The sequence below is a fragment of the Streptosporangium sp. NPDC004631 genome (assembly GCF_053601935.1).
In genome coordinates, this window is record NZ_JBSGCR010000002.1 from 163,218 (window position 1) to 179,934 (window position 16,717).

13 protein-coding genes, 1 tRNA gene and 1 pseudogene are annotated in these 16,717 nt (G+C 68.5%); 9 read left to right on the forward strand and 6 right to left on the reverse strand.

From position 1 onward, the window contains the following. Positions 1-35 precede the first annotated feature (35 nt). From ACWEF2_RS02420 to ACWEF2_RS02440, 5 genes are all read left to right on the forward strand, one after another. Positions 36-1,835 carry an ABC transporter ATP-binding protein gene (locus ACWEF2_RS02420; RefSeq protein ID WP_453811219.1) on the forward strand — a complete coding sequence of 600 codons (1,800 nt, stop codon included), beginning with the start codon at positions 36-38 and terminating at the stop codon, positions 1,833-1,835. Beyond that, the gene (locus ACWEF2_RS02425; protein ID WP_453811220.1) at positions 1,832-3,673 is read left to right on the forward strand and encodes an ABC transporter ATP-binding protein; all 1,842 of its coding nucleotides are present in this window, start codon (positions 1,832-1,834) and stop codon (positions 3,671-3,673) included. Before ACWEF2_RS02420 ends, ACWEF2_RS02425 begins: the two co-directional genes overlap by 4 nt. Positions 3,674-3,734: 61 nt before the next feature. Beyond that, positions 3,735-4,883 (forward strand): CDP-glucose 4,6-dehydratase, encoded by a 1,149-nt coding sequence (gene rfbG, locus ACWEF2_RS02430; protein WP_453811221.1) that lies wholly within the window; start codon positions 3,735-3,737, stop codon positions 4,881-4,883. A 549-nt stretch (positions 4,884-5,432) separates the two neighbouring features. After that, a complete protein-coding gene (locus tag ACWEF2_RS02435; RefSeq protein ID WP_453811222.1) occupies positions 5,433-6,146 on the forward strand; it encodes an SDR family NAD(P)-dependent oxidoreductase in 714 nt (237 codons plus the stop codon). Positions 6,147-6,212: 66 nt separating this feature from the next. Beyond that, entirely contained in the window at positions 6,213-8,747 is a 2,535-nt protein-coding gene (locus tag ACWEF2_RS02440; protein WP_453811223.1) for a beta-ketoacyl synthase N-terminal-like domain-containing protein, read from the forward strand. A gap of 47 nt (positions 8,748-8,794) precedes the next feature. Here the strand turns inward: ACWEF2_RS02440 and ACWEF2_RS02445 are convergent, their stop codons facing one another. Next, positions 8,795-9,643, reverse strand: coding sequence for a spermidine synthase (locus tag ACWEF2_RS02445; RefSeq protein ID WP_453811224.1), 849 nt, complete (start codon positions 9,641-9,643; stop codon positions 8,795-8,797). Between the two features lie 62 nt (positions 9,644-9,705). On the opposite strand from ACWEF2_RS02445, the gene ACWEF2_RS02450 reads away from it, so the two are divergent. The 4 genes from ACWEF2_RS02450 to lat all read left to right on the forward strand — a co-directional run bounded on the left by ACWEF2_RS02450 (position 9,706) and on the right by lat (position 14,169). Beyond that, positions 9,706-11,247 carry a penicillin-binding transpeptidase domain-containing protein gene (locus tag ACWEF2_RS02450; RefSeq protein WP_453811225.1) on the forward strand — a complete coding sequence of 514 codons (1,542 nt, stop codon included), beginning with the start codon at positions 9,706-9,708 and terminating at the stop codon, positions 11,245-11,247. Between the two features lie 87 nt (positions 11,248-11,334). Beyond that, on the forward strand, positions 11,335-12,009 hold the full coding sequence (gene trhA, locus ACWEF2_RS02455; RefSeq protein WP_453811226.1) for a PAQR family membrane homeostasis protein TrhA: 675 nt from the start codon (positions 11,335-11,337) through the stop codon (positions 12,007-12,009). Positions 12,010-12,190: 181 nt separating this feature from the next. Continuing rightward, positions 12,191-12,760: an HdeD family acid-resistance protein gene (locus ACWEF2_RS02460; protein ID WP_453811227.1), complete on the forward strand. Its 570-nt coding sequence runs from the start codon at positions 12,191-12,193 to the stop codon at positions 12,758-12,760. A gap of 101 nt (positions 12,761-12,861) precedes the next feature. After that, the gene (lat, locus tag ACWEF2_RS02465; protein WP_453811228.1) at positions 12,862-14,169 is read left to right on the forward strand and encodes an L-lysine 6-transaminase; all 1,308 of its coding nucleotides are present in this window, start codon (positions 12,862-12,864) and stop codon (positions 14,167-14,169) included. 77 nt (positions 14,170-14,246) lie between these two features. On the opposite strand, the gene ACWEF2_RS02470 is transcribed toward lat, so the two are convergent. The 5 genes and pseudogenes from ACWEF2_RS02470 to ACWEF2_RS02490 form a co-directional block, all read right to left on the reverse strand. After that, positions 14,247-14,501, reverse strand: a complete 255-nt coding sequence (locus ACWEF2_RS02470) for a helix-turn-helix domain-containing protein (RefSeq protein WP_453811229.1) — start codon at positions 14,499-14,501, stop codon at positions 14,247-14,249. A 163-nt stretch (positions 14,502-14,664) separates the two neighbouring features. After that, a tRNA-His gene (locus ACWEF2_RS02475) sits at positions 14,665-14,737 on the reverse strand. Positions 14,738-14,814: 77 nt separating this feature from the next. After that, positions 14,815-15,417: an oligoribonuclease gene (gene orn / locus ACWEF2_RS02480; protein WP_453811230.1), complete on the reverse strand. Its 603-nt coding sequence runs from the start codon at positions 15,415-15,417 to the stop codon at positions 14,815-14,817. Between the two features lie 22 nt (positions 15,418-15,439). After that, on the reverse strand, positions 15,440-16,324 hold the full coding sequence (locus ACWEF2_RS02485; RefSeq protein ID WP_453811427.1) for a hypothetical protein: 885 nt from the start codon (positions 16,322-16,324) through the stop codon (positions 15,440-15,442). 249 nt (positions 16,325-16,573) lie between these two features. Next, positions 16,574-16,711: pseudogene (locus ACWEF2_RS02490) on the reverse strand (DUF2510 domain-containing protein); the annotation flags it as partial. Positions 16,712-16,717: the final 6 nt, after the last annotated feature.

Below are 16,717 nucleotides of genomic sequence, written 5' to 3' on the forward strand. Positions count from 1 at the left end.
GACATGACGAGAACACACCTCAGCAGGGACGCTTGGTGATCGCCCGGCTCCGCGAACGCGACGAGATCGTGTTCTTCGCCTTCCTCTCGCGGGTGCACGTCGGGCTCGCCGGCGCCTGGTGGCTGCTGATCGTCGTTCGTGGTGTGCTGCCGGCTGTATTGACCATCCTGATAGGAGAGCTGGTCGGAGCCGTGGAACAGGGCCTTCCACTCGCGGAGCCGCTGGCCGCGACCGGGACGGTGTTCGTGCTGATCCAGCTACTCGCGCCCGTGCACGCTCAAATGTGCGGCAATCTCGGTGACCGGCTGGCTGACCGGTTGCATACCCTGCTGGGGCGGGCCACGTCGCTTCCCTCAGGACTGGCGCATCTGGAATCACGCAGGCTGGCCGAGCGGCTGGCCGTTGCCCAGGACTTCAACCTCGGCATCTCGGGTCCGCCCATGTCGATCTCCATCGGCCTGATCACCGGCGGACTGGTGGAGTTCGTCGCCGGGCTCGCCCAGACGGCGGTTCTCTTCACCTATCACTGGTGGGCGGCGCTCCTGGTGGCGGGAGCCTGGCTCTCGACTCACTGGCTTCTGCGGGAGAGCAGTTCCTGGGACCGTGACACCGACGACGTGCTCGCCGCACAGCGCACCGCCGAGTACACCTACCGGCTGGCGGTGGACGCGCCCGCGGCGAAGGAGCTGCGGATCTTCGGCCTGAGCGAATGGACCGTGGCGAGGTTCACCGCCGAGCGCAGGAAGCTGATCGACCTGCGCCGACAGGCCACTCGACTGCGGCGGCGTCCGATTCGGTGGGGCATCGTCGTCCTCGTCGTCGCGAACGGGCTCATGTTCTGGTCGCTGGCCGCGGAGGCGTCCTCGGGTGCCGTGTCCACCGGCCAGGCGGTGATGTTCGCTCAGGCCACACTCGGCACGGCGGCTCTGGCCTTCGGCGGGATCAACTGGGCACTGCCCCCCACAGCCGAGTCCGTTGCCACCGCGCTCAGCCTGCGCGAGGTGATGAGGGAAGCCGGAGAACTGCCTTCGGGGGGTCGCAGCGCCGAGGGGCTGCCGTCGGCCGGCATCCACCTGCGCGACCTCTCCTTCCACTATCCCAACGATGCGCGTCCCGTGTTCAACGGACTGGACCTGACGATCGAAGCCGGCAGATCTCTCGCCGTCGTCGGAGTCAACGGAGCCGGAAAGACCACCCTGGTCAAACTCCTGTGCCGGCTCTACGACCCCACAGGCGGAGCGGTCGAAGTGGACGGAGTCGACATCCGGGAGTTCGACCTTGAGTCCTGGCGCGGTCGGGTCGCCGCGGTCTTTCAGGACTTCCTGCGCTATCACATGCCGCTCCGTGACAACGTGGCGCCTCTGGGGGCCCCGGAGGAGGTGATCGTGGCAGCGCTCGCCGAGGCCGGCGCGCTGGACATGGTGGATCTCGACACGGTCCTCGCCCGAGGGTACGAGGGCGGTACGGACCTGTCCGGCGGCCAGTGGCAGCGGGTCGCGCTGGCCCGGGCTCTGGCCGCGGTGCGCCTGGGCGCGGGTGTGGTGATTCTCGACGAGCCCACGGCCCAGCTCGACATCCGTGGTGAGGCGGAGATCTTCGAGCGTATCCTCGCGGCGACCCGCGGGATGACGACGATCCTGATCTCGCACCGCTTCTCCACCGTCCGGCACGCCGACCGGATCTGCGTGCTGGAGGAGGGCCGGGTGGCGGAGCTCGGCACGCACGCGGAGCTTATGGCCGCGGGAGGGCGCTACCACTCGCTCTACACGCTGCAGGCATCCCGGTTCACCGTGGTCAACGGGGACACCATGGAGACGGAAGAGGCTGGGGCATGATCCGCAGAGCGGGCGGAGCACGGGCCGCCGAGGAGACGTCCGACCCACTGCCCTCCTCACTCATCTCGCTGGGCCGCTCGCTGCGCATGGGGTACCGTTCCAGTCCCGGCCTGATCCTGATCGCCTTGGTCACCACATTGGCCGGCGCCGCGCCTGACGCGCTGTTCGCCCTTGGCCTGGCCGCGCTGGCGAACGCGATGGCCGGAGGCAGCCACGGCGAGATCTTCGCGAGCGCGGGCCTGCTGGCGCTCATGGCAGCCTCCAACTGGCTGCTGGGCCTGGTCGGCGACCGGGCGAACCGGCGTTTCGCCGATCGCGCGTCTGTCCACGTGGAGTCGCACATCGCGAGCCTGCAGGCGGGTGTGGCCACCCTTGAGCACCACGAGCGCCCCGATCAGCTCGATCGCATCTCCGTGCTTCGTGATCACGCACCGGCGCTCAGTGATCTCTACCAGCAGCTGTTCGATCTTTTCGGCGCTGCGCTGAGGCTGTTGATCACGCTCGTCCTGCTGTGGTCCGTGCACCCGTTCCTGGTCCTGATGGCCGTGTTCGCCATGCCCACGGTCTTGGTGTCGGGCCGCCGCGCGGCGGCCGAGAAACGCGTGGAGGAGGCTAGTGCGAGCCACAGCCGACTCGCCCGCCACCTGTTCCTGCTGGCCACCTCAGCCTCCGGGGGAAAGGAACTGCGTGTCGCCGGAACCGGCGGTCTGGTGCTCGACCGGAGGCACGCGGCCTGGGAACGGGGTTACCATCCGCTGGCTCGAACGCGATGGGTGAGCGCGCTCTGGCAGTCCGGGGCGCTGGCACTCTTCGGTGCGGCGTTCATGACCGCGGTGGCGTACGTGGCGACGCATGGCTCGGGCAGGGCCGGAGCGGTCCTGCTGGTGCTTTCCGCAGGCAGCCGGCTCTCCGGGTACATCGGGCAGACGATCGGCCAAATGCACTTCTTCCGCACGATCTGGCTGGACTGTTCGCGCAAGCTGGCGTGGCTTGAGGACTACGCGAAAAGTCGCGAGGGGGCAGCGGACCTGCGTGCGCCGTTACACCTGCGGCGGGGGATTCGCCTGGAAGGGGTGAGCTTCAGATATCCGGGTACTCAGCGCGTCGTTCTGGACGACATCAGCGTGGAGCTTCCCGCGGGGTCCGTTGTCGCTCTCGTCGGGGAGAACGGAGCGGGAAAGTCGACTCTGGTGAAGTTGCTGTGTGGTCTCTACACGCCGACCTCAGGCCGGCTCACCGCTGACGGTGTCGACCTCGCGCGTGTCGCCCCCGCCGCGTGGCGCCGTCGGCTGACCGGCGCCTTCCAGGACTTCTTCGCGTTCGAGTACCGGTTGCAATGCTCGGTAGGGCTTGGGGACCTGAGGCGTGAGGGCGATGAGAAAGCCGTTGTGGCGTCCTTGGAGAAGGCGGGCGCCGCGGACCTGGTGGCATCGTTGCCCTCAGGCGTGCGGACGCAGCTGGGGGCGAGTTGGCCGGGCGGGGTCGACCTTTCGCACGGACAGTGGCAGCGCGTGGCCCTCGCCCGTGGCTTCATGCGCGAGGACCCGTTGCTGACGGTGCTCGACGAGCCGACATCCGCGGTGGACGTGGAGACGGAACACGCCCTTTTCGAGCGGTACGCCGCCCTTGCGCGGTCAGGCGCGGAGGCCGGCACCGGCGGGGTCACGCTGCTGGTCTCACACCGGTTCTCAACGGTGCGGATGGCGGATCTGATCATCGTGCTCGACGGATCGCGTCTCGTGGAGCAGGGCTCCCATGAGGAGCTGATGGCGAAGGACGGGCACTACGCGGAGCTCTACAACATTCAGGCAGCCGCTTATCACAGAGGCCTGGTCTGAGAGAGCCGAATCCGCGAGACCAGGAGCGATTTCGATCCATCATTCTGACGGGAAGGCCGCAATGGCGGACTATCGACTGGACATGCTGGCCGGCAAGCGCATCTTGATCACAGGACACTCCGGTTTTCTCGGTTCCTGGCTTGCTGGTATGGCCGTGGGCCTTGGCGCATCGGTCACCGGCTACTCGCTGAGCGCGCGTACCGTGGAGGCGGAGCGCGCGGCGTGGTTGGCACTCATCGGTGTGGGCAACATCGACGGCGACGTGCGTGACTACCGGGCGTTACTCGGTGCGGCCGGTCGCGACGGCTGCGACCTGATCATTCATCTCGCGGCCCAGCCGATCGTGCTGGCTGGCTACGAGGACCCGCGCGGCACTCTCGAAGTGAACATCAACGGGACCATCAACGTGCTTGAGGCGGCCAGGATCGCACGGCCCCGCGGGGTGATCGTCCTCAGCTCGGACAAGTGCTACCGCAACCAGTCCTGGCGCTGGCCGTACCGGGAGGTGGACGAACTTGGCGGGGGTTGCCCGTACAGCGCCTCGAAGGCCGCGGCGGAGCTCGTCCTGGAAGCGTACGCGGGGCTCTATCGCGCGGGCCCGGACGACCTCGGGGCTGCCTCCGTGCGCCTCGGAAACCTGGTGGGCGGTGGCGATTTCGCCGACCGCCTGGTGCCCAACTGCCTGCGCAGTTTCGCCGCGGGGCTGCCCGTGCGTTTGCGCGACAGTACGGCGGTGCGGCCGTGGCAGCATGTCCTTGACGTCGCTCACGGGATCTTGCTCCTGGCTGTGGCGATGCTGGGCGGGCGCGTTCCGGCCGGCGAGGCGTACAACTTCGCTCCGCCGTACGAAGGCGCCAGCGTCCGCGAGCTGACCGAGGAGTTGGCCCGAGCCTGGGGCGGGGTGACGATCAGCGGGGAGGATCAGCCGGGGCCGTTCCACGAAGAACGCACCCTGCGCCTGGATGGCCGGAAAGCCGCCGAGGAGCTGGGCTGGGAGCACCGGTTCGACCTGTCCAGGACGGTCCTTGAGGTTGTTGAGTGGCACCGGGGCGTGGAGCGGGGGGTGTCTCCTGCGGAGATGACGACGACTCAGATCAACCGTTTCCTCGTCGGTCTCGGTCGCCCGGCATCGGCACCGGGTTTCGTGCCTGCTCGCGTTGGCGATTCCATGCCGGCCCGCCGCCGTCGACCACGAGCGACGCGCCGGTGACGAAGTTCGAGGGAGGACTCGCCGGGAACAGCGCGGTCCGCACGATCTCTCTGGGAGACCGCTTCGGCCCATGGGGCGAGCCGCCGCCTCGGTGCTGCCCTGGAACCATCACATCCCGCGATCCTGAAACACCGAAATACGTTGGGTGTGAATGCATATGGTCCAGGGCGGTGTTGTGGGTCGGCTTTGCGGCGGATCAGAGGTATTGCGCCTCTTGCACTAAACGCGTTTCGTAATTACTGTGTCTTAAGGTGCAGGTGATCAAGTCGCCGGGCTGATATTTCTTGCGCTGGACACGCGGTTTGGAAATTGCTTGTCGCATATAAAGGCTCCGGGTGCGGCAAATCGTCGTGGGGCAAGAGTGGACTTGGATTGTTCGATGTAAGCGAACGCCGCAGGTGTGATATGTCCATCATGTTCCGCGACACATGGCCGTCGAGCAGATCCGGGCGCCGTGCGAGGAATTGCCGGACGATGCCACAGGCGTCCCCCTCGGGGCGGCGCCGTCCGCCGGGAGACCGACCAGGCGGAGCCGAGGAAGGTGGGCCGATGCGAGAAGTGCTCGCCGGCAAGGTCGCGGTGGTGACCGGTGGGTCGCCTGGTGTCGGCCGGGGCGTCGTCGAGCGATTGGTACGGGACGGCGCGACCGTGGTGGTCGGCTTCCGGGAGAGCGCTTCCGCCGCCGAGGAGGTGGTCACTCGCGCGAAAGTAGCCGGTGGTTCCGCTTACGCCGTCAGGGCGGATTTGACGTCAACCGCGGAGGTCAGGCACTTCTTTGACGAAGCCGATGAGCTGGCGGGACGGATCGACATTCTCGTCAACAACGCGGCGGTGATGATTCGCTCAAAGTTCGCCGACACCACGGAAGAGGACTTTGGCGCGATCATGACCGGCAATGTGAAAGCGCCGTTTTTTGCCATTCAGCAAGCCGCTCTTCGGATGTGTGAAGGCGGTCGTATTGTGAACATATCGTCGACCGCCACGACGCCGGCCCATCCCGCACAGGCCGCCTATTCGGCGAGCAAGGCGGCATTGGATCAGATGACGCGTGTGGCCGTGTGGCGATACCTCAGAGGGCGATCGCTGGTCGGAGAGCAGGATCAGGCTGAGAAAGGCATGCGGGAAATATATGCGACCGGTGTCGACGAGGTGGCCTGCCTCGTCGACTTCGGCGTCTCGGAGGCTGTCGTTGTCGAGACGGTCGGCCGGTTGATGGAAATACGGGCGAAGCTGCGAGTCCAGCCGGAGCAGGGAGCCCGCTGAGCGGCGTCAACAGTGCCTCACCATCCTCCCCCGGTCCTGGATCGGGCTCATTTCCAAGAGAAGGCAATGTCATCAGAATCGTTTGAAGCATCGAAGGAAGAAAAGGTCAACATAATTGCTCTAGCGGCCGTGCGGGCATACGTGCGCAGGACAATCGCGCAAGTCGTCGAGCGGGAAGCGCAGGAGCTGGACGGGCCGGATGCGTTGCGTGAGTTGAACATGGACTCCCTGACACGCATGAACATCACTCTGCGGTTCGCAGCTGACCTCGGCGATGTTCCTCCAACACTGATGTTCGAGTACATGTCAGTGGAAAGCCTGGCCGAATTTCTGAGAAGGGACTATGAGCATCGATTGAGGAACGTTGTCGGCGACGACTCGCCGATCTCCGTCGAGGCCGCACCTGTACCGAATCGGCAGCGGGTGAAGAACCCGGATTCGCGCCCCTCGGACGAGATCGCGGTTATCGCGGTCACGGGGCGCTATCCCGGAGCCCCGGACATCGAAACCCTGTGGGGCAATCTGCGGGAAGGGGTCTCCAGCATAAGGGAGGTTCCGGAAGACCGGTGGGACTGGCGACCACACTTCGACGAGCGGCGAGGGCGGGATCAGAAATCGTACGGCCGCTGGGGTGGCTTCATCGACGGCGTAGCCGACTTTGATGCCGACTTCTTCGGAATTCTTCCGCGAGACGCGGTCAACATGGACCCTCAGGAACGCTTGTTCCTGGAGACATGCTGGCATCTACTGGAGCAGGCGGGACAGCTTGGCATCACCACCCATGAGTCGAGAACAGGCGTGTTCTTCGGCACGATGAACTCCACGTACGGGAAGATCGGTGCAGCCGACTGGCCCATGGGCAGGCTGGACGGAGCGAGCTCCGCCCCATGGTCGATCGCCAATCGTGTGTCCTACTTTTTCGACTTCCACGGTCCGAGCTTCGCGGTCGACTCGGCGTGCTCGTCGTCACTCACGGCTGTTCACCTCGCCTGTGAGAGCCTGCGGCGCGGCGAATGCCGAGCGGCCATTGCCGGCGGAGCGAACCTCCTCCTGCACCCGTCACATCTGGTCGGGCTGTCCATGGCTGGCATGTTGTCGTCCGACGGGGCCTGCAAGGTCTTCGATGCCGCAGCCGATGGCTTTGTGCCAGGTGAGGGAGTCGGGGCCGTCCTGCTGAAGACCCTGTCCGACGCGCTTGCCGACGGCGACGAGATCTGGGGAGTCATCAAGGGCAGCGCCGTCAACACGGCCGGACGTACCTCCGGCTTCACGGTGCCGAACCCCGTCGTTCAGTCGGACCTGGTGGCGGCGGCCATCGCTCAGGCGGGGGTGGACCCGCGCACGATCACGTACGTGGAGGCACACGGCACCGGTACGGAGCTCGGTGACCCGATCGAAATAGCGGGACTGTCCCGGGCCCTCACCGTGGACCGATCGGAGGCCGAGGCGTGCGCGATCGGCTCGATCAAGGCGAACATCGGACACCTTGAGGGAGCCGCCGGCGTCGCGGGACTGACAAAGGTGCTGCTCCAGCTCAGGCACCGCGAGATCGCACCCTGCGTCAACCTGAATGAGCTCAATCCCAAGATCTCCACGGGGACGCTCTGGTTCCCGCGTGTTCTTACCCCGTGGGTGGCGGCTGTGGAGGATGGGCGAGAGGCGCCGCTCCGAGCAGGTGTTAGTTCGTTCGGGGCCGGTGGAGCCAACGCGCATGTGATCGTCGAGGAATTCCGTTCCCCGAGAGCGTCTGGCGACGGCGTCGCTCCGCGGCCTGTGGAACAGCTGATTCTTCTTTCGGCGCGCTCTCCGGCGCAGCTCCGCGCTCTGGCCGTCGCCCTGGCGGGCTCTCTGCCGCGGAGACGAGACGAACCAGGTGAACTCGAACGGCTGGCGTACAGCACACAGATCGGCCGAAAGGAGATGGCTCAGCGGGCCGCGGTCATAGCCCATGATCTCGCGTCGCTGCGTGTCTCGCTGGAGGCTTTCGCCGAGGGCGGCGAAACGACGGGGGTCTTCGCCGGGTCGGGCCGTGAGGCGACGGGGCGCCATCATCTATTTGAGGACGAGGAGGGGCAGGAGTTCGTCCAAGCCTTGCTGCGAAAGCGTCGGCTCGGCAAGCTGGCGCAACTCTGGGCCGACGGAGCTTCGATTGAGTGGCGGCAGTTGTGGAGCGCCGGCACTCCAGGGCGGACCGAGTTGCCGGCCTATCCGTTCGACCGCAGGCGACACTGGGCGTTCGAAGGGACCGCATCACCTGTGGTGCGGAGGCGTGAGGACGTTCCTGAAGAACGGTCCAACCCGATCACCGGCCATCACGCCATGGTTGAGCGTGACATGCGCCTCATCGCCTGTGGATTCCTGCTGGTCGGCCCGGGTGAAGTCGACGTCGAGGCCGATCTCATGGAACTCGGGTTCGATTCGATCTCCCTCGTCCAGCTAACCGCACGGTTAGGGGAGATGTATGAGCTGGACATCGAGCCGGTCGTCATTTTCGACCATCCGAACCTGGCCGCGCTCAGTAGCTATCTGATGACGGAACACCCTTCCGCGGTTGAGAGGCGCTACGAGGCCATGCTGGAAGAGGCCGGGGGAGTCACCTGACGGCTGATGTTGATTCTTCAACTATTCCGTGAGGGTGGGATCACCCCTCAGCCGAACACCTCCGGCGGGGGGACGGGGATGACGACCGCGTCGCCGTCGTGCAGCGGCGGCGCCCCGGCGACGAACCTGGTCAGATCCTGGCCGTACACGCACCGGGCCTGGTTGAGGCCGCCCGCGGCCCGGCGGGTCAGATCGGCGAAGGGAAGCTCAACGCGGGAGGCGGCGACGATGAGGTTGCCGAAGCGGCGCCCCCGCATGACGCCGGGATCGGCCAGCAGAGCCAGGTGACGGAAGGTGCCGCCGACGGTGGCGAGCACCCGGCGGGCGAAGGCCAGGCCCTTGCCGTCGGCGACGTTGAGCAGCAGGGTCCCCGCCGGGCGCAGGACGCGCGCCACGTCGCCCATGTACTCGCAGGTGGCCAGGTCGATCGGCATGGTGGCCCCGCTGAAGGCGTCCAGCACGAACAGGTCGGCCGAGGAGTCGGGGAGAGCGGCGGTGGCGGTACGCCCGTCGAGCACCCTGACCTTGAGCCGGGGCACCGACTTCAGCCTGAGCTGGTCCCTGACCAGCTGGACGAGCCCGCCGTCCGGCTCGGCGACGACCTGCCACGACCCCGGGCGGGTCGCCGCGACGTAGCGGGGCAGCGTGCAGGCGCAGCCGCCCACGTGCACGGCGGAGAGCGGGCCCTCGTCGAGCAGGTCGATCACGACGGCCATCAGCCGCACGTACTCGAAGTCGAGGTAGGTGGGGTCGTCCAGGTCCACGTAGGACTGGGGCACGCCGTCCTTGGAGATCACCCACCCCGAGGGCCGGTCGAGGTCGCCCAGGAGGTCGACCTCGCCGAAGCTCACCGGGTAGCGGCCCGGCATCGGTTCCCGAGGTTGGCGCCTGATCACTTTTGCCCTACTTTCCACCGCCGTTGAGGTACAACCGGGGGGACACCCTTGGGAGAAACCGTATGCGTAGCCGAGCGCTCCTCACGCTCATCGCCGTAGTGCTCCTCGTCATCGGCGTGAGCGTCTACGCCCTGCTGCGGTCGGGCGGTCCCGAGGGGGCCGCCGAGGCGGCCGACCCCGGGGAGACGGGCCGGGCCTACCTGGCGCTCTGGGAGCGGAGCGACCTCGCCGGGATGAGCGGCCTGGTCGCCGACCGGCCCGCCGACTTCGTCGAGCGGCACCTCGCGTTCGCCCGCGACCTGGACGTCGAGTCGCTGAGGCTCACCCCCGGAACGCTCAGGCGCCAGGACGGGCAGACGGCCGAGCTGCCGTTCCAGGGGGTCAGGACGATCAGGAACCGGGGCGAGTGGCCGTTCGAGTCCACGCTGCGGCTGACCCTGCGGGACGGGCGCTGGAGGGTGCTCTGGGCGCCGGAGACGATCCATCCGGCCCTCGCGGGCGGCGGGCGGATCGAGTTCAAGGAGATCCAGGCCCCCGCCGCCGAGCCGGTCACCGGCTCCGGCGACCCGATCCCGCACGACAGCGGCGCCGAGAGCTACTTCGGCCTGTTCGGCGACGGCCGGCAGGCGACCGGGAACGGCTACGCGATCGAGGCGGTCCAGGCGGACGGCGGGAGCCGGGAGCTGATGGTCTTCCAGCCGCCGGAGGTCAAGGGGACTCCCACCACGCTCTCCCGGCCGGTCCAGGCCGCCGCGGCCCGCGCGCTGGACGGCGTGTCCCAGCCCGCCGCGATCGTCGCGGTGCGGAGCAACACCGGTGAGGTGCTGGCGGTCGCCGACCGGCTGGGCGGGGGGAACGGCGGGCAGAACGCCTTCCGCGGCTACTACCCGCCGGGCTCGACGTTCAAGGTGATCACCGCGACCGCCCTGCTCGTCGGCGGCCTGACCCCGGACTCCCCGACGGACTGCCCCGCCTCCTACACGCCCGCCGGCGGCCGTCCGTTCGGCAACGCCGAGGGGCACAGCGCCCCGGGGCCGATCAATCTGACCACCGCCTTCGCGATCTCCTGCAACACGGCCTTCATCGAGCAGTCGGCCAGGCTGCTGCCGGACGGCGGCGGCCTGGTGCGGGCCGCCAGGCTGTTCGGCTTCAACAGGGACATCGAGGGGCCGGGGGTCTGCGGCAGGATCCGGCACCCGGAGGGCGCCGACCAGCTGGCCTCCGCCGCCATCGGCCAGGGGGCCGTGGTGGCCAGCCCGCTCTGCATGGCCCTGGCGGCCGCCGCCGTACAGGACGGCTCCTGGCACCAGCCGGTCGTGATCCCGGGGAGCCCGCAGGGCAGACCGGTCCCGCTGCCGGCGAAGGCGGTCACCGGCCTGCGCGCGATGATGAGGGCGGTCGTGTCGGCCGGTACCGCCTCCTCCAGGGGGCTGCCCCCCGGTACGGCGGGCAAGACGGGGACCGCCGAGGCGGGGGGAGGGAGGGAGCACGCCTGGTTCATCGGCTACCGGGGCGACACGGCCTTCGCCGTCTTCGTGAAGAACGGCGGCACCGGCGCCCAGGCGGCCGTCCCCATCGCCGCCCGCTTCCTCCGGGCGCTCTAGCCGGTGTGACGGCGGGGCCGCCGGCTCGGGCGAATCTGTCAGGAGGATCACAACCTACGGTGCCGTAACTTACGTTACCGTAGGTTCATGACCACGACCGCTGCCGAGGGATCCCCCCTCCCAGGGGCGGGCAAGCCCCGCCTCCGTGGCTGGCTGCACGCCGGAGCCCTGCCCGTCGCGCTCGTCGCCGGCTTCGTCCTCGTCGCCCTGGGGCCCACCCCGCAGTCGCGGCTGGCCGCCGCGGTCTACGCCGTCACCTCGGGCCTGCTCTTCGGCATCTCGGCCACCTACCACCGGGGCACGCTCTCGCCGCGCCTGGAGGAGGTGCTGCACCGTCTCGACCACGCCAACATCTACCTGATCATCGCGGGCACCTACACGCCCTTCGCGCTGCTCGCCCTGGACGGCCCGGCCCGCCCGGTGGTCCTGGCCGTGATCTGGGCGGGGGCCGTCGCCGGGGTGCTGTTCCGGGTGCTGTGGACCTCGGCCCCCCGGTGGCTCTCCACGGCGCTCTACATCGCCCTGGGCTGGACGGCCGTCTTCGTGCTGCCCCAGCTGGTGGCGGGCGCCGGGGCGGTCGCGGTGCTGCTGGTCCTGGCCGGCGGGCTGCTCTACACCGCGGGCGGCGTGGTCTACGGCCTGCGGCGCCCCGATCCCTCACCCCGCTGGTTCGGCTTCCACGAGGTCTTTCACGCCCTGACCGTCGCGGCCTACCTGGTCCAGTACGTCGCGGTCTCCCTGGTGGTCTACGCCGCAGGGTAGCGGGCCGGTCCGTTCCGCGCGTCGGAGGCCGGGCCCGGGAGGGGGCCGGGCGGCCGGAAGCCCTCTCCGGGGTGATTCACCTGAATCTGCGATAGACCCGATTTGACGGAATCACGGTGTCGTATTGGAGATCTTCGGGAAATGATCGGAACACACGGGGTCGATCGCACCGGGGGGTCGCATGGAAGAGCTGTCTCGCAGCTGGTGGGTGTATCTGGTCCGGGGGATCTGCGCGATCCTGTTCGGCGTGCTGGCCCTCATCTGGCCGGCCATCACCATCCTCGCGCTGGTCGTCGTCTTCGGTGCCTACGCCATCGTGGACGGCGTGTTCGCCCTGTTCGGCGCGGGCCGGGGGAACGGCTCCGGCTCCCGAGGCTGGATGATCTTCTACGGCGTCGTCAGCATCCTGTTCGGCGTCACGGTCTTCATCTGGCCCCGGATCACCGCGCTCGTCCTGCTCTTCTTCATCGCGGCCTGGGCCGTCGTCACGGGCGTCCTGGAGATCGTGGCGGGCATCCGGGTGCGCAGGACCGTGGCGAACGAGTGGATGTTCATCGTCAGCGGCGTGCTGTCGGTGATCTTCGGCGTCCTGTTGTTCATCTGGCCCGGCGCGGGCGCGCTGGCCGTGATCTGGCTCATCGGCGTGATGGCCATCCTGTACGGCATCTCCCTGGTGGTGCTCTCCTTCCGGGTCAAGGCGCTCGGCTCCCAGGGACCCGGAGCCTCGGGAACCACCCCTCGTGTCGCGTGATTGCCGGATAATCTCCAGAAAAATCTGGTCGTGCACGTAATGTATCCATATAGATGCGTCAACATCGGAGAATCATCCTCCTGACCCAATGTGGAGGGAACATGGACGTGCACGGCCGTCTCGCCCGTCATCTGCTGGTCGACGGTTACCGATTGGTTCTGGACCTCGAACAGAGCCGGGGATCCCGGCTCGTCGACGCCCGCACCGGCCGGAGTTATCTGGACTTCTACACCTTTTTCGCGTCGGCCCCGCTCGGCGTGAATCCGTTCGACGACGATCCGGACTTTCTGGCCCTGCTCGGCAGAGTCGCCGCCAACAAACCCGCCAACTCCGATCTCTACACCGGCCACCTCGCCGACTTCACCGAGACCTTCGCCCGGGTGCTCGGCGACCCGGAGTTGCCGCACCTGTTCTTCGTGGAGGGCGGGGCCCTCGCCGTCGAGAACGCGCTGAAGTGCGCCTTCGACTGGAAGAGCCGCCGCAACGAGGCGGCGGGACGCTCCGCGGAACTGGGGACCAGGGTGCTCCACCTCACCCGCGCCTTCCACGGCCGCAGCGGCTACACCCTCTCGCTCACCAACACCGACCCGGTCAAGACCGACCGTTTCCCGACCTTCGGCTGGCCCCGGATCGAGGTGCCCGCGATCCACCACGGCGACGTCGAGGCGGCCGAGGAGCGGGCGCTGGCCCAGGCGCGGGCGGCCTTCGAACGCCATCCGCACGACATCGCCTGCTTCATCGCCGAGCCGATCCAGGGCGAGGGCGGTGACAACCACATGCGGGCCGAGTTCCTGCAGGCCATGGAGCGCCTCTGCCACGAGCACGACGCGCTGTTCGTCCTGGACGAGGTGCAGACCGGTGCGGGGATCACCGGCACCCCCTGGGCCCACCAGCAGCTCGGCCTCCGCCCCGACATCGTGGCCTTCGCCAAGAAGGTCCAGGTCGGCGGCATCATGGCGGGCCGCAGGGTCGGCCTGGTGCCGGACAACGTGTTCCAGGTCAGCGGCCGGATCAACTCCACCTGGGGCGGTGGGCTGGTGGACATGGTCCGTTCCCGCCGGATGCTGGAGATCGTCGAACGCGACGATCTGATCCGGCGCGCCGGGGAGCTCGGTCACGAGCTGCTCGCCGCGCTGCTGAAGGTCCAGGACCGCTTCCCCGAGCAGGTCGGCAACGCCCGGGGACGCGGTCTCATGTGCGCCTTCGACCTGCCGGACGCCGCCCGGCGCGACCGGCTGGTCAGCCGGCTCAGGCAGGACGAGGGGGTGCTCGTGCTGCCCTGCGGAGAGCGGTCGGTACGGCTCCGCCCGGCGCTGTCGGTCACCGCCGAGGAACTGTGGGAGGGCGTGGCGGCCCTCCAGCGGGTCCTGGAGACCTCCCCGGACCCGGACCCGGAACTCCCGGCGTAGAGGGTGATCCCGGCCCCTGGCTCAGGGCCAGGGGCCGGGACGCCCGCCGGCCTCCGGCTCGCGGGCGCGCCCGGGGTTCAGAGGTGCCGGGGGTCCTCCCCGGTGGTCCGTCCCAGCCAGAGCTCGATCGCGGTCAGCCGTGAATCCGCGCCGAGCTTGGCGTAGATCCTGTTCACATGGTTCTTCACGGTCTTCTCGCTGAGGAACAGACGCTGGGCGATCTGCCCGTTGGAGCAGCCCGTGGCGATCAGCTCCATGACCTCGGCCTCGCGCCTGCTCAAGCCCGTCACCACTCTGGGTTCGGCGTCGAGCGGTGCGTCGTCGACTCTCATCCGGCCTCCGAGGGCAGGCAACACGGTCAGGTCGCCGAAACCCCCGGTCTCACGGCGTAGCGATAGCAGTGAGCATAACCTGCGACATCAGTCTTTGGTGGGCAAGTCCGCATCGGAGGAAAAGTGGAACGGCCGGTCCCGAGGGACCGGCCGTTCTCTCCGGGGTGAGCGAGGGGACTTGAACCCCCGGCATCTAGGACCACAACCTAGCGCTCTGCCAACTGAGCTACGCCCACCATGTCCGCCGCGGCGGCACATGAAAAGTGTAGCGGTCTTTGGGAGTCGTTTCGCACCCGGTTTTCGCGGCGCGGGCTCAGGTGACGCGGGTGGAGACGCTCTCGGCCACCTCGCGGGCGGTGGCGGAGTCGGGGCCGGGCTGGGGCACGAAGACCGCCGCGCGATAGTAGCGCAGCTCCCTGATGCTCTCCACGATGTCGGCCAGCGCGCGGTGACCGCCCTGCTTCTCGGGTGAGGCGAAGTAGACGCGTGGGTACCACCGCCGGGCGAGCTCCTTCACCGAGGACACGTCGATCATCCGGTAGTGCAGGAACGTGTCCACGCCCGGCATGTCGCGCGCGATGAAGGACCGGTCCGTGGAGATCGAGTTGCCGCAGAGCGGCGCCCGCTTCGGCTCCGGGATGTGGCCCTTGATGTAGTCGAGCACCAGGGCCTCGGCCTCGGCCAGCGTGACGCCCCCGCCAAGCACCTCCAGCAGCCCGGAGGCGGTGTGCATCTCCCTGACCACCTCCGACATCTGCTCCAGCGCCTCGGGCGGGGGCTTGATGACCACGTTCACACCCTCGTCAAGCTGGTTCAGCTCGCCGTCCGTGACCACGCAGGCCACCTCGACCAGCGCGTCTCGGCCGAGGTCGAGCCCGGTCATCTCACAGTCGATCCAGACCAGCAGGTCACTCATAGCCTTCAGGGTAGTACTCCCTTCAGGAGATCTTGAGCGAGTCGAGTACCCGGTCGGCCACCGAGAAGTCGAGGTTGTCGGGCACGGACATGTACATCAGCGCCGGGCGCCTGCCCGCTCCCCGGTCCACGATCACGAATGTGGCCCGTTCCTTCTTCCACTTCCAGCCCTTGGCCCGGGCCTCCCTGGAGAAGTCGAGGTCGAACGTGAACACCCAGGCGTCCTTGCCGCTCACCTTGACGGCCTTGTCCTTGACGACCTTCCGCTCGTGGGCGGGACTGTAGAAGGTCGGTTCGACCGCGTGCAGCAGCGTCGCGGCGACCCCGTGCATGCTGCGGACCCCGTCGTAGCCGAACTTGTCGGGAAGCTCACCGGTGAAGACGTTGCCGAGCCAGTTGTTGCCCCGGCCGTCGTAGTCCTCGTGGGACATCGCCACGGCCCCGCTGGTCCACACGAACCCGATCGGGTCGGTGCCCGTACCGACGGGCACCCGCCACGGGCTGCCGGGGAAGAGGTAGGACATGCCGGTCGCGGGGTCCTGGATGCGCCCGTCCTGCGGCCTGGGCAGCTCGGCCGTGGTCTCGGGCCGGGGGGTCTCCTGAGGCTCCCGCGTGTACGGCGGCTCGGACGTCTGGGGGGAGGGCACCCCCTCCTGAGTCGGCGGAACCGAGGGCGGCGTGGGGTCGCCGGCGGACGCCCGGCCCCGGGGGTTCACCAGGAACATGGCCGCGACCACGATCCCGACGATCAGGATCACCACCCCGCCGCCCCCCAGGATCCACGGCCACGGGCTGCTCTTACGCGGTGGTGGGCCGGCGGGGAGGCCGTACCCTCCGGCGGGCAGCCGCATCGTGCCGCCGGCCGGGACCCCGCCGGCCCAGTGCGGCTGCTCCGGCCGCGTCGCCATCGGCCCCTGAGGGGGTCCGGCGGGCGAGGGCCACGTTCCGGTGGCTGTCGGCCCCCCGGCGCTCTCCGGCGCCCCAGGGGCCCCTGTGGGGCCTGTGGGGCCCATGGGCCCGGCGGTTCCGGTGGAACTCATGGGTCCGGCCGGTCCGGCGGGGCCGACCGGCGCGGACGGCGGTGCCGGCTGCTGGGGAAAGGCGCCGGTCTGGGGCGCCCGTGGTCCGGCCGGTGCGGCCGGACCGGCGGGGGCGTCGGCCGGGTGCGTGGCATCGGTCCACTGGTTGCCGTCCCACCACCGCAGCTGCGGTGAACCGTAGGGATCGGGGTACCAGCCGGCGGGGGTCTGCGTGGTCATGGCCGTCAGAGTAGTAAGAACCGGTTTGCCATGCATTGTGGA

Coding starts and splice junctions, on each gene's coding strand:
- ACWEF2_RS02425 (WP_453811220.1), top strand. CDS start 1,832: ATGATCCGCAGAGCGGGCGGAGCACGGGCCGCCGAGGAGACGTCCGAC.
- rfbG (WP_453811221.1), top strand. CDS start 3,735: ATGGCGGACTATCGACTGGACATGCTGGCCGGCAAGCGCATCTTGATC.
- ACWEF2_RS02435 (WP_453811222.1), top strand. CDS start 5,433: ATGCGAGAAGTGCTCGCCGGCAAGGTCGCGGTGGTGACCGGTGGGTCG.
- ACWEF2_RS02440 (WP_453811223.1), top strand. CDS start 6,213: ATGTCATCAGAATCGTTTGAAGCATCGAAGGAAGAAAAGGTCAACATA.
- ACWEF2_RS02450 (WP_453811225.1), top strand. CDS start 9,706: ATGCGTAGCCGAGCGCTCCTCACGCTCATCGCCGTAGTGCTCCTCGTC.
- trhA (WP_453811226.1), top strand. CDS start 11,335: ATGACCACGACCGCTGCCGAGGGATCCCCCCTCCCAGGGGCGGGCAAG.
- ACWEF2_RS02460 (WP_453811227.1), top strand. CDS start 12,191: ATGGAAGAGCTGTCTCGCAGCTGGTGGGTGTATCTGGTCCGGGGGATC.
- lat (WP_453811228.1), top strand. CDS start 12,862: ATGGACGTGCACGGCCGTCTCGCCCGTCATCTGCTGGTCGACGGTTAC.
- ACWEF2_RS02470 (WP_453811229.1), bottom strand. CDS start 14,501: ATGAGAGTCGACGACGCACCGCTCGACGCCGAACCCAGAGTGGTGACG.
- orn (WP_453811230.1), bottom strand. CDS start 15,417: ATGAGTGACCTGCTGGTCTGGATCGACTGTGAGATGACCGGGCTCGAC.
- ACWEF2_RS02485 (WP_453811427.1), bottom strand. CDS start 16,324: ATGGCGACGCGGCCGGAGCAGCCGCACTGGGCCGGCGGGGTCCCGGCC.